This window comes from Pseudomonas orientalis (genome assembly GCF_002934065.1).
GTDB classification, from domain to species: Bacteria; Pseudomonadota; Gammaproteobacteria; order Pseudomonadales; family Pseudomonadaceae; genus Aquipseudomonas; species Aquipseudomonas orientalis_A.
Window position 1 is genome coordinate 3,338,530 of record NZ_CP018049.1, and the last position, 12,835, is coordinate 3,351,364.

The 12,835-nt window shown below is 61.2% G+C and carries 9 protein-coding genes; 6 read left to right on the top strand and 3 right to left on the bottom strand.

Features of this window, described 5'->3' with window-relative positions; genetic code table 11:
• Positions 1 to 60: 60 nt before the first annotated feature.
• The gene (locus tag BOP93_RS14955; protein ID WP_104503251.1) at positions 61 to 612 is read right to left on the bottom strand and encodes a DUF924 family protein; all 552 of its coding nucleotides are present in this window, start codon (positions 610 to 612) and stop codon (positions 61 to 63) included.
• Positions 613 to 708: 96 nt separating this feature from the next.
• On the opposite strand from BOP93_RS14955, the gene BOP93_RS14960 reads away from it, so the two are divergent.
• Positions 709 to 1,863, top strand: coding sequence for a DUF1624 domain-containing protein (locus BOP93_RS14960; RefSeq protein ID WP_104503252.1), 1,155 nt, complete (start codon positions 709 to 711; stop codon positions 1,861 to 1,863).
• 15 nt (positions 1,864 to 1,878) lie between these two features.
• On the opposite strand, the gene BOP93_RS14965 is transcribed toward BOP93_RS14960, so the two are convergent.
• Positions 1,879 to 2,508, bottom strand: a complete 630-nt coding sequence (locus BOP93_RS14965; protein WP_104503253.1) for a DNA-3-methyladenine glycosylase I — start codon at positions 2,506 to 2,508, stop codon at positions 1,879 to 1,881.
• Positions 2,509 to 2,738: 230 nt separating this feature from the next.
• Here BOP93_RS14965 and BOP93_RS14970 point away from each other — a divergent pair, with 230 nt between their 5' ends.
• The 4 genes from BOP93_RS14970 to BOP93_RS14985 all read left to right on the top strand — a co-directional run bounded on the left by BOP93_RS14970 (position 2,739) and on the right by BOP93_RS14985 (position 6,662).
• Positions 2,739 to 4,049: a C4-dicarboxylate transporter DctA gene (locus tag BOP93_RS14970; protein ID WP_104503254.1), complete on the top strand. Its 1,311-nt coding sequence runs from the start codon at positions 2,739 to 2,741 to the stop codon at positions 4,047 to 4,049.
• Positions 4,050 to 4,149: 100 nt separating this feature from the next.
• Positions 4,150 to 4,851, top strand: coding sequence for a FadR/GntR family transcriptional regulator (locus BOP93_RS14975; RefSeq protein WP_065952375.1), 702 nt, complete (start codon positions 4,150 to 4,152; stop codon positions 4,849 to 4,851).
• Between the two features lie 17 nt (positions 4,852 to 4,868).
• Positions 4,869 to 5,552: a GntR family transcriptional regulator gene (locus BOP93_RS14980; protein ID WP_104503255.1), complete on the top strand. Its 684-nt coding sequence runs from the start codon at positions 4,869 to 4,871 to the stop codon at positions 5,550 to 5,552.
• 120 nt (positions 5,553 to 5,672) lie between these two features.
• Positions 5,673 to 6,662: a tetratricopeptide repeat protein gene (locus BOP93_RS14985; RefSeq protein ID WP_104503256.1), complete on the top strand. Its 990-nt coding sequence runs from the start codon at positions 5,673 to 5,675 to the stop codon at positions 6,660 to 6,662.
• Positions 6,663 to 6,732: 70 nt separating this feature from the next.
• Here BOP93_RS14985 and BOP93_RS14990 read toward each other — a convergent pair whose 3' ends face one another.
• Positions 6,733 to 11,601, bottom strand: a complete 4,869-nt coding sequence (locus BOP93_RS14990; protein WP_104503257.1) for an NAD-glutamate dehydrogenase — start codon at positions 11,599 to 11,601, stop codon at positions 6,733 to 6,735.
• Between the two features lie 484 nt (positions 11,602 to 12,085).
• Between BOP93_RS14990 and BOP93_RS14995 the strand changes: the two genes are divergently transcribed.
• A complete protein-coding gene (locus BOP93_RS14995; protein ID WP_104503258.1) occupies positions 12,086 to 12,439 on the top strand; it encodes a hypothetical protein in 354 nt (117 codons plus the stop codon).
• The last annotated feature ends 396 nt before the right edge of the window (positions 12,440 to 12,835 follow it).

Consider the following 12,835-nt stretch of genomic DNA (forward strand, 5'->3'; position numbering starts at 1 on the left):
ATGCGGTGTTTTTATGGGGGCATTCCTGGCGGGAATAGTGAGCATGGCGGCTCAGTAGGACTAACCCGCGAAGCCTCCGGCGTTGAGGAAGTCCTGCTCTTCATCGGTGGTCTCCCTCCCCAGCACCGCATTGCGATGGGGAAAGCGCCCAAACCGCTGAATAATCCGGGCATGTTCCTTGGCCCAGTGGTAGGTGCTGGCGTCCAGATGCTGATTGAGCGCGATGGAGCGTTGCTGGTCGCGAGGGTCTTCGGAGTGTTCGAACGGCAGATAACAAAACGCCCGCAGTTCGGGTTCGATCAATGCGTCCAATCCTGCATCGACCATTCGCTGCGCATACAGGCGTGCCAGCGGGTCGGTGGCGAACATATGCGCGGTGCCGCGAAAGGCGTTGCGTGGGTATTGGTCCAGCAGGATCAGCAAGGCCAGCGCGCCGTAAGCCGAGGCCAGCCAATCGTCCAGCTCGCGCCGTGCCGCTTGCAGATGACTGGCATAGAAGGCCTCGCGAAAGGTCGCGTCGAACTGATCGTTCTTGGCAAACCAATGCTTTGGACCAGCCTGTTTCCAGAATTCGATCACCGCCTCGGCCGAGGGTGGGTTCACGCGTGTCATCCGTACCTCCGATAAGCTCGCCTGTGCGGCGCGGCAATATGCTGATTAATGTTATAGGATAACGCTTCTTTTTTGCCCAGCCTTGTGAATCGCCCCATGACTGATGCTGTTGCGCTACGCCCACGCCTGCTTTCCATTGACGCCTTGCGCGGCCTGGTGATCCTCTTCATGTTGCTCGACCACGTGCGCGAAACGTTTCTGCTGCACCGCCAGGTGGGCGACCCGATGAGCATCGACGCGACCGAGCCGGCGCTGTTTTTCAGCCGCACCCTCGCCCATCTTTGCGCGCCAGTGTTTGTGTTGCTCACCGGTTTGTCGGCCTGGCTGTATGCTCAGAAATACCAGGGACGGCCCGCAGTGTCGGCTTTTTTGTTCAAGCGTGGACTGTTTCTGGTGGTATTGGAGTTCACGCTGGTCAACTTCGCCTGGACCTTCCAGTTGCCGCCGGGTGTGATTTACCTGCAGGTTATCTGGGCGATCGGGGTGAGCATGATCGCCCTCGCGGCGCTGGTATGGTTGCCCCGCCCGCTGCTGATAACCTTGGCGGTGGCGATCATTGGCGGGCACAACCTGCTTGATGGTGTGCATTTCACTGCGGGGTCGGCCTCGCAGGTGGCGTGGTCGATCCTGCATGAGCGCAGTTGGATCGATGGGTCGGACACCCTGCGCCTGCGCGTGACCTACCCGGTGCTGCCGTGGATCGGCGTGATTGTTCTGGGCTACGGCCTCGGGCCATGGTTTTCGAACGCTGCACTGCCGGCCGTGCGCCAGCGTTATCTGCTGCTGGCGATCGTCGGCGCATTGCTGGGTTTTGTGTTGTTGCGGGCGGCCAACGGGTATGGCGAAAAGCCTTGGCAGGCCTATGACAGCGGGGTGCAGACTGTGATGAGCTTCTTCAACATCACCAAATACCCACCTTCGCTGTTGTTCCTGGCGCTGACCCTGGGCATCGGCCTGCTGTTGCTGCTGGCGTTCGAACGTGCCGGGCACAAGCGCTGGATCAGCACATTGGCGGTATTTGGCGCGGCGCCGATGTTTTTTTATCTGCTGCACCTGTATGTGCTCAAAATACTCTACGTCGCGTGTGTCGCGGTGTTTGGGCTCGATCACGGCAATTATTTCGGGTTCGACAGCATCGGCGCCGTGTGGCTGGCGGCGTTGGCGCTGCCACTGGCGTTGTATGTGCCGGTGCGATGGTTTGCCGGACTCAAGGCGCGGCGCAGGGATATCACCTGGCTTAAATATTTCTGAGCACGCGGGCGGCACTCAAGGTCGTACGAACTGACGACGCAGCGCTTCGATGCGCTCTCGGCAAGTGCAACCCTGCAGGTGATCATTGACCATCCCCAGCGCCTGCATCAGCGCATACATCGTGGTCGGGCCGACGAAGGTCCAGCCACGTTTCTTCAGCGCTTTGGACAAGCGCATCGACGCCGGCGAGGTCGGGTTGGCTTTCCAGTACGCCATGTCCACCACCGCCGGGCGCTCCTGCGGGCCGGGCTCGAAAGACCATACCCAGCGCGCCAGCGAACCGGTTTCACTCACCAGCTCGCAGGCGCGACGGGCATTGTTGACCGTGGACAGGATCTTGGCCCGGTTGCGCACGATACCCGGGTCGCTCATCAAGCGTTCGATGTCCGCCTCGCCATACTGCGCCACCTTGCGAAAATCAAAACCGTCGAACGCCTGCCGAAAGTGGTCGCGCTTGCGCAAAATGGTGATCCACGCCATCCCCGCCTGAAAACCTTCCAGGCAGATTTTCTCGTACAACCGGATGTCGTCCGCCACCGGCACGCCCCACTCATGGTCGTGGTAATGCGGGTATTGCGGCGCGGCGTTGCGCCAGGCGCAATGGGTGCGCCCGGCTTCATCCGTTGTCAGTCCTGACTGGTCCATTCATCACCTCGTGTCCGAGCGCGGATGATACGCAAAAAAAATTCCATGGCGTCAACCGCTCAAGCGTGGCACTTGTCGACCCACTGGTCAGACCGGGTCCGGTTGACCACCGAATATTTACTTGTAGTTTGAAAAAAACCGGGCGTAGACTGGCCGCGCACTGGACTTACCGGTAAGACCACAACAATTAAGCCCTGGAACCACCAGGGCACCGAATAGAGATCCTTCCCATGCTCAGATGGTGCTCGCGTTCGATTTTCCTGCAAGTCGTGATCGGCCTGATGCTAGGCATCATTTGCGGCCTGGCCCTTCCTGAATTCTCCTCGCAACTCAAACCCCTGGGTGACGGCTTTATCAAGCTGATCAAAATGCTGATCGGCCTGATTGTCTTCTGCGTCGTGGTCAGCGGCATTTCCGGCGCCGGCGACTTGAAGAAAGTCGGGCGCATTGGCTTGAAGTCGGTGATCTATTTCGAAGTGCTGACCACCGTCGCCCTGGTGCTCGGCCTGATCATGGCCTTCAGCACCGGTATCGGCAGCGGCGCCAACATCCATCTTGAGCAGCTTTCGTCCGCCGGCTTGAATGAACTCGCCGACAAGGGCCAGCACCTCAAGGGCACCAGCCAGTTCCTGATGGACCTGATCCCCAACTCGGTGATCGGCGCCTTTGCCGACAACAACGTGCTGCAGGTGCTGTTGTTCTCCGTGCTGTTCGGCAGCGCGCTGAATCTGGTAGGTGAAGCGGCTTCGGGCATCTCGCGGCTGATCAACGAGCTGAGCCATGTGATCTTCCGCATCATGGGCATGATCGTGCGCCTGGCGCCGATCGGCGTATTCGGCGCGATCGCGTTCACCACCAGCACCTACGGCCTGGACTCCCTGCAACACCTGGGCAGCCTGGTGGGCCTGTTCTACCTGACCTGCCTGGCCTTCGTCGCGCTGATCCTCGGCCTGGTGATGCGCTTGTCGGGCCTGCGCATGCTGCCGCTGCTCAAGTATCTGCGCGAAGAGTTGCTGATCGTGATGGGCACGGCGTCGTCCGACGCGGTGCTGCCGCAGATCATGCGCAAGCTCGAGCACCTGGGGGTTGGCAGCTCCACCGTGGGCCTGGTGATTCCTACCGGATACTCGTTCAACCTTGACGGTTTCTCGATCTACCTGACCCTGGCCATCGTATTTATCGCCAACGCCACCGGTACGCCGCTGTCGATGACCGACCTGCTGACCATCCTGCTGGTATCGTTGATCACCTCCAAAGGCGCCCACGGCATTCCGGGCTCGGCGCTGGTGATTCTGGCGGCCACGCTCACGGCCATTCCGGCGATTCCGGTGGTCGGCCTGGTGCTGGTACTCGCGGTGGACTGGTTCATGGGCATTGGCCGTGCCTTGACCAACCTGATCGGCAACTGCGTCGCCACCGTGGCCATCGCCCGCTGGGAAAAAGACATTGATATCCAGCGCGCCAACAAGGTCCTCGACGGCCAGCAAGGCTATGCCTTCCAGGCCAAGAAACCGGTATTGCCGGCGCATCAGGAATTTTGAAAGCGGCATAGACAAATGTGGGAGGGGGCAAGCCCCCTCCCACACTGTGATCTTCAACAGCTTGACTATCGTGTTCGCAATTTTAAGGAGTGCAGGAGACGTGATCAGCACCTCAACCGTCGTCAATTCAGTCGTAGAAAAACTGCGCGCCGCCCTGGCACGCGGCCAATGGCGGCGTGGTGAAATGCTGCCCGGCCAGCGTGAACTGGCCGAGCAGATGGGCATCAGCCGCCCGAGCCTGCGCGAAGCGGTGATCGTGCTGGAAACCCTCGGCCTGGTGCGCTCCATGCCCGGCAAAGGCGTGGTGGTGCTGGAAAGCAGCGTCAGCGAGCCGCAGTCGAGCGACGCCGTGGCCGATGCCAGCCTCGAAGACATTCTGCAACTGCGCTATACCCTCGAACCCTTCATCGTCGGCCTGGTCGCCCAATCCATCAGCAGCAAGGAAATCGGCCAACTGCGCCTGACCCTGATGGACATGCGCGAAGCCCTGGAGGCGGGCGACGCCGAGGCTGGCATGAATGCCTACATCGACTTTCACGAAGAGCTGTTTGCCCTGACCTCCAACCCGATCTTCCAGAACGTGGTGCAGCAAACCAGCACGGCGCTCAAGCAAAGCGCCCAGGTGTTGCGCAATTCCCCGGAGCACCTGGCCGAACGCCTGCAGGAAAACGAAGCCGTGGTGCGCGCCATCCGCAACAAGAACAGCGCCCTGGCCAGTGCCGAAATGCGTCGACACATTCTGCAGGAAGGTTTGCGCATGGGCATTCGCCTGAACATCCCGGATGACCATCTGGGCAGCTGAATAATTGGAGACAGGCCATGAACGTCCACGCCCTGCAACGCGACCCCTTGCCCTGCCTGCGCCGGGTGCCGGGCAAGAGGCCCTCGGCAGATGAAATCTACCCACAGCTGTTCGACGCCATCCTCGAGCAACGCATCGCCCCCGCCAGCCGCTTCACCGAAGAAAGCCTGGGGGAGCTCTTTGGCGTGAGCCGCAGCGTGATCCGCCGCGTCCTGGCCAAGTTGTCACAGCAGCACGTGATCATCCTGCGCCCCAACCAGCGTGCCCAGGTAGCGGCGCCGGATGCCCAGCAGACCCGGCAGATTCTCGAAGCCCGGCGCATGACAGAAATGACCGTGGTGCAATTGGCCTGCGCCCAGGCGACAGCGGCACAGGTACGCCAGCTGCGCGAATTGATCGCCCGCGAACGTGACTGCATCGAGCGCGACCAGCGCGGGCCGGCGATTCGGTTGTCCGGTGAATTCCATTTGCAACTGGCCGCTATCGCCGGGAACGGGCCCTTGGTGCAGTTCCTCAACCGTCTGGTGCCATTGACCTCGTTAGTCATTGCTCACTACGAAACGACAGCCTGCACCTATTGCACGTGGCAGCAACACAAGGTGATTGTGGAGGCTGTAGAGCAGCGTGACGGCACCGCCGCAGTGGCACTGATGACGCAGCATCTGGACCATCTTGAGAGCAAATTGCTCATGCATCATTGATCCGAAAGCGCGCAGATCCCAATGTGGGCGAGCGATGCGCTAAGTAATTAGCGCCTTGAGCCCAGGCGCTCTCCATAACCTGTACCGCGCACAATCCAGTGCGCCTTACAGGAATGAGTCATGTCCACCGAATCACAAGTGCTGCCCCCTCTGTCCGCGTTGATCACACAACTGCATAACGAAGCCAAGGCGCTACCGGCCCAATTGAACTCGGCCCTGACTGAGTTGACAGAAGCCGCCAAAGACACCGGATTCGCGCTGTTCAGATTACGCAGATACAAAAAGGCCAGGTTTCACCTGACCATCGTCGGTGCCGCCGGCGATGTAGATGCGCAATACGCAATGGCCACGTGTCAATCGGTGCTGGACGGAGGAGCACGCCGCGCGACATCCGCAACCAGGCAATGGCTTACCCTGGCTGCCGCCCAGAACCACATACCTGCTCTGATGAGGCTGGGTGACGTCGAATCACTCGCAAAAGCCAGGGAACTGGCAACCAATGCCGCAAACGCCCATGACACCGATGCCATGAGCTATCTGTACATGATGACCAAGGACATCGAGTGGCTGAACAGAGCGGCGGCCACAGGCGCCCCAGAAGCGCTGTTTAAACTCGCCCTGGCTTTGCGGAACAGGCCGCAATTGATCGCCGATCGTCAAGAGCACGAAGCAAGGATCGCGGACCTCATCCAACGTTCTGCCGACGCCGGGCATCCACCAGCCGTGTATGAACTCGCCTTTGCTCAAGACGGAACGGTGAGTACCGAAGAAAAACAAAAACGGATCATTCAATTGGCTGAGATGGGTCAATTGGAGGGGCTGCTTGAGTACGGCTACGCCCTGGCAGGCCTGTCTCAAGACAAAGCCAAAACCCATCGCACCTACGGGCTTGAAAGAAACCTGCCCAAAGCCTGCGCATTACTGAAACTGGTACTGAGGGAAACAGCCGACGCGATGGCACTGCCACAGGTCGAAGCGGACTACTGGGCGTTGATGCATCAGATGCCAAACACCCAAGACTATGCAGCGATCCTTGAGGCTCTACAGGAGTCCACACCGCCGATATTCAGCGTGCTTGAACCGATGATCCTTATAGGTTTGCCGGATTGATACCGGGCAACCCCGCCAATGAAAAAGCCCCCGCAGCTCACGCTACGGGGGCTTTTGTTTCAGCGCTTGATCACGCCGGCTGCAACACCGACTGACCACTCAACGCCAGGTCCAGCAGCTCACGGTTGGCCACCGCGTACATGGCGTAGTCCGTGCCGACCGCAGCACGGATTTCCACCATCATGGCGCGCCAGCGATCCGCCATATCCTGATGCTGCTCAAGCCACAGGGCCACGCGGGCTTCCATGTCCTGCGGCGCGTCGGCCATTTGCAGAACCGAAATGGTGATCGCCCGTTGCTGCCAGTCCACGTCATCGCGGAACGCTTCGCGGGCCTGGGCCTGCCAGTTGTTGGCCACCGGCAGGTCACTGATCTGCTGCAGGTACCACGGCAGGTCCAGGGCGCTGCCGACGGCGAAGTAGGCCTTGGCCACTTCGGCGGCGTCATGCCCGGTCACGTCGGCGGCTTCGATGATCGGCAGCAGGGTGTACAGGTGGTTAGTGCCTGCAACCATGCGTGCCAACAACTCCGGTACGCCGGCCTGGGTGTAGGCCTGGTAGCGGTTCTGCCAGCCTTCACGGGTCGGACCTTCGAGCAGTTCGTCGAGCTTGAGACCCAGCGCCGCCAGGTGCGGACCGAAGTGCGCAGTGTCACGCCCGGCGTCCTGTTCGTTGCGACGGCTGCGCAGGAACCAGCGCGTGGCGCGACGGCCCAGGCGCATCAGCTCGTCCATCAGCTCCAGTTGCACGTCGGCCGACACCTGGTGGTCCAGGGCTTCGATCTGGCGGAACCAGTGCGGGAGATGGAAGATATCGCGCACGATCACATAGGCGCCGGCCACGTTCGCCGGACTCATGCCGGTCGACTCTTTGAGTCGTTGAACGAAGGTGATGCCCATGTGGTTGACCAGGTCGTTAGCGATCTGGGTGCTGACGATCTCGCGCTTCAGACGATGGCGACGCATGGCCTCGGAGAACTTGGCCACCAGGCTCGGCGGGAACGCGGTCTCCATGTCACGGGTCAGGTACTCGTCATCCGGCACCTGGGACTTGAGCAGCGCTTCCTTGAGGTCGATCTTGCTGTAGGAGATCAATACCGACAGCTCCGGACGCGTCAGGCCCTTGCCCGTCGAGGCGCGCTCGACAAGCTGCTCCTCGGTCGGCAGGTACTCGATGGCGCGGTCCAGCTTGCCACGGCCTTCCAGGTCGCTCATCAGGCGCTTGTACTCGGCGGCGCGCTCGTAAGCCTTGCGCGCAGCCAGGGACAGGGCCTGGGTCTGCTTGTAGTTGTTGCCCAACACCAGGTTGCCGACTTCGTCGGTCATGCTCGCCAGCAACTGGTTGCGTTGCTTGTCGGTCATGTCACCGGCCTGCACCACTTCGTTGAGCAGGATCTTGATGTTCACTTCGTGGTCGGAGCAGTCCACGCCACCGGCGTTGTCGATGAAGTCGGTGTTGGAACCGCCGCCATTGAGGCCGAACTCGACACGGCCCAGCTGGGTCATGCCCAGGTTGCCGCCCTCGCCCACCACTTTGCAGCGCAGCTCGTTACCGTTGACGCGCAGCGCGTCGTTGGCCTTGTCGCCCACATCGGCGTGGCTTTCGGTGCTGGCCTTGACGTAGGTGCCGATACCGCCGTTCCACAACAGGTCCACCGGTGCCTTGAGCAAGGCATTGAGCAGTTCGGTCGGGGTCAGCTTGTCGGCCTTGATGTCGAAGCGTTCTTTCATCTGCGCCGAGATGGCAATGCTTTTGGCACTGCGCGAGAAGATCCCGCCGCCTTCGGACATGATGCTGGTGTCATAGTCGGTCCAGGCCGAACGCGGCAGCTCGAACAGGCGCTGGCGCTCGACGAAGCTGGTGGCCGGGTTCGGGTTCGGGTCGATGAAGATGTGCAAGTGGTTGAAGGCCGCGACCAGTTGCAGCTTGTCGGACATCAGCAAGCCGTTACCGAACACGTCACCGGCCATATCGCCGACGCCCACCACGGTGATGCTGTCTTCCTGCACATTGATGCCGCGCTCACGGAAGTGACGCTGCACACCGACCCACGCGCCCTTGGCGGTGATGCCCATTTTCTTGTGGTCGTAACCGGCCGAACCACCGGAGGCGAACGCGTCGCCCAGCCAGAAGCCGTAGTCGATGGCGATGCCGTTGGCGATATCGGAGAAGGTCGCAGTGCCCTTGTCCGCTGCCACCACCAGGTACGGGTCATCGTTGTCATGACGCACAACGTTGGCCGGCGGCACCAGGGCGCCGTCCTTCAGGTTGTCGGTAATGTCCAGCAGACCGGAAATGAAGATGCGGTAGCAGGCGATACCCTCGGCCGCGATCTCGTCACGGCTGCCGCCCAAGGGCAGGCGACGCGGCAGGAAGCCGCCCTTGGCGCCCACCGGCACGATCACCGAGTTCTTCACCTGCTGGGCTTTTACCAGGCCCAGCACTTCGGTACGGAAGTCTTCTTCACGGTCGGACCAGCGCAGGCCCCCACGGGCGACGTTGCCAAAGCGCAGGTGCACGCCTTCGACGCGTGGCGAGTAGACGAAGATCTCGAACTTCGGCACCGGCTTGGGCAGCTCGGGGATCGCATGCGGGTTGAACTTGAAGCTGAAGTACGACTTGTTCTGGCCGTTGGCGTCGCTCTGGTAGAAGTTGGTGCGCAGGGTCGCCTTGATCAGGTCCAGGTAGCGACGCAGGATGCGGTCTTCGTTGAGCACCTGGACGTCGTCCAGTGCGGTGAGGATCGCTTGCTCCAGGCGTTGTTGCTTGTCTTCCAGGTCGTCGGCGGTGAGCTTGCGCGCCAGGTAGAAGCGGGTCTTGAACAGCCGGGTCAACTCGCGGGCGATGTCGGTGTGGTTGTTCAGGGTGCTGGCAATGTAGCCGAGGTCGAAGCCCAGGCGGATCTGCTTGAGGTAACGGGCATACGCACGCAGCAGCGCCACGTCACGCCATGGCAGACCGGCGGTGAGTACCAGGCGGTTGAACGCATCGTTTTCGGCATCGCCATGAACGATGTGCACGAAGGCATCCTGCAGGGTGTCGTTGAGCTGCTGGATATCCAGGTTCACGCCTTCGGCGGCGATGAACGCGAAATCATGGATCCAGAACTCGCGGCCATTGGCATGGCGCAAGCGGTACGGGAACTCACCCAGCACGCGCAGGCCGAGGTTCTCCAGGATCGGCAGCACGTCGGACAGCGCCAGCGGGGTGTCGGCGTGGTAGAGCTTGCAATGCAGCTCACGCTGGCCGGAGACCTGGCCCAGCGGCTGATAGAAGCTCATCACCAGCGGGTTGGCTTCGGTCAGGCTGTTGAGGTGCTGCATGTCGACCACGGCCGAATGCGCGGCAAAACGCTCGCGGTAGCCGGCCGGGAAGCCTTTGGGGAAATCCGCCAGCACATTGGTGCCGTGGGCTTCGCCGAAGCTTTCCACCACCAGGCTGGCGTAGTCGTCCTGCCAGCTGCGGCAGGCCTGTACCACTTCCTTTTCCAGTTGCAGCGGGTCGATGTCCAGGCGGTTCTTCGGGTCGACCCGCAGAATCAGTTGTACGCGGGCCAGCACGGACTCGGAGAAGAAGGTCCAGAACTCGCAGTCCGAGGCTTTCAGGCGATCCATCAGCACTTGCTGGATTTTCTGGCGCACCTCGGTGGAATAGATGTCGCGTGGCACATAGGCCAGGCAGTAGCAGAAACGGCCGTACGGGTCTTTGCGCAGGAACACGCGGATCTTGTTGCGTTCCTGGATCTGCACGATCGACATCACCGTGCTGAACAGCTCATCGACCGGGGTCTGGAACAGGTCGTCACGGGGCAGCACTTCAACCACCTGGGCCAGTTCCTTGCCCAGGTGCGCCTTGGCCTGGAACCCCGAGCGGCGCTCGATTTCCGCGACCTTGCGGCGGATGTAAGGAATCACCCGCACGCTTTCGCCGTACACCGAGGAGGTGTACAGGCCCATGAAGCGGTGCTCCTTGATGACCTTGCCGTCGGCGCTGATTTCGCGGATCGACACATAGTCAGGATACGCCGGGCGGTGCACACGGCTCGGGTGGGCAGCCTTGGCGAACGACAGCACGGTCGGTTCGCGCAGGTAGGCGACGGCGTAGTCTTCGATGCGCAGGTCTTCGGCGGTGAGGCCGGCGCGCAGCAGCTTGGTCAGACCGAGGAAGGAGCTGGCGTCATATTCGATATGACCGCCGTCCGCCTCGTCACGTACCACGAACTCTTCGTAGCCCAGGAAGGTGAAGTGGTTGCCCACCAGCCACTCGAGGAAGTTCTTGATCTCGGCTTTTTCTTCGCCGTCGATAGCGAAAGCGCTGGCGTCGATACCGGCCAGCAGGTCCTGGACCTTGGCTTTCATCGGTTCGAAATCGGCCACGGCCACGCGCACTTCGCCCAGCACCTGCTCGAGCTCTTTGCTCAGCACGTTCAGCTCGGCGGCGTTGGCGCAGCGGTCGATTTCCAGGTACATCAGCGATTCTTGCAGGATGCCTTCGCCCTGGGTGCCCTTGGGCAGCACTTCCAGCAGTTCGCCCTTGCCGCCACGGCGCACACTGAGCACGGTGGTCTGCAGGGTGTGGATGCTGTAGCCGCGGCGGTTGAGCTCGGTACGCACCGAGTCGACCAGGAATGGCAGGTCATGGTGCAGCACTTCGACCGCAGTGTGGGTCGATTGCCAGCCATGACGTTCGTAATCGGGGTTGTAGACCCGCACTTGCGGTTGGGTGTGATCGAAGCGCTCAAGCAGGCGCCAGGCAGACAGGGTGCAACCGGCCAGGTCGGAAAGGCGACGCTGGGTCAGTTCGTCCAGGGAAATGATGCCGAAGAATTGCTCAGCGAACAGCGCCACTTGTGGCAGTGCCTGTTCACTGATGTGCTGCGCCAGTGCCGCTTGCAGTTGGTGCTGGAAGTCGGCCTTGCTGGCTGCGGTGAAGAACGCCATCTGTGGTACTCCGCTTGGGCTTGTTATTGATGGAAGCGTCGCGTGTTATCCCCCTGCGGGGAGACCGTCAGCTCTGTTCGTCGGTCACGATAAACGATTCAGAGTGACAGGTGGGTGAAGCTGGACAAGACAGTCAGGTCACATACAACTTCCACCGGATGCGCACCTTGCCGGGTGACGGTACGACGGGCAGGTCAGGCGCCAGGCATGGAGCACATCCGTTGCGCAGCTTAACGAGTGTGGGAAGCGCACTGCTTGCGGTGCTGCGACATATTCGGTCATCGGTAAGCAGGCGCCGGGTTGCAACTTGGGCAACCGGGTTTTTCCGGGTAAAAATCCGGTTATTCTCAAGCCCGTGAGTGCCGAAAATGACTGATACCGCTCGACAGGTCATGCCCTGGTTTCTGACACATCGTGCAGCATAAAATTCGGCGCAGTGGCACAATTGCCCCGCGCAACGCCCCTCCTCCACACAGGATTCCCCATGCCGCAGCTGAAAACCGACGCCCTGATGGCCACGCCGTGCGACGACGAAGAAGACAACATGGCCATGCTCTGCTGCCACGGCAAGAACGGCGAGATGTTCATGCTCAGCCGTTACCCGGACGAAGACGACGTGGAGTTGACCTGGGATTATGAGCCATCGACGCTGGCCGGGCTGAAAATTACCCTGGGGGCCACGAGCCTGCGGGTCGAACTCGCCGCCGGCGATGCCGATGCGCTGGGGGGCGATGACCACCTTGAGATCACGCATGCCACGGCCGCATCCGACCTGAACGAGGTCGAGCAGACCCTGCAGAACATCCTCAAAGGCACCGGCACCTTCACCCGGATTTAAGCTGCACCCAAGATCAAATGTGGGAGGAGGCTTGCCCCCGATGGCGGTGGGTCAGCGACAACAGCGCTGGCTGACACACCGCATCGGGGGCAAGCCCCCTCCCACATTTGAACTCGATGCATCAGGAGGAATGCATTCACCTGCAGACCCGCGGTGACTGGATTGGTCTTCGGGTGGTACGCGAGCTCCAAGCCATACACCAATCCAATGTGGGAGGGGGCTTGCCCCCGATGGCGGTGGGCCGGCAAAGGTGCATGCACTGACACGCCCTCATCGGGAGCAAGCCCCCTCCCACCTCGACTGTGCTCCCCCCAGCAAGCCCCCCTACACAAAATTCCTACAAGTTTTGCCAAAAATACCCGTCACGCCGTTAGTCGCCACACCCCGCGATGCATT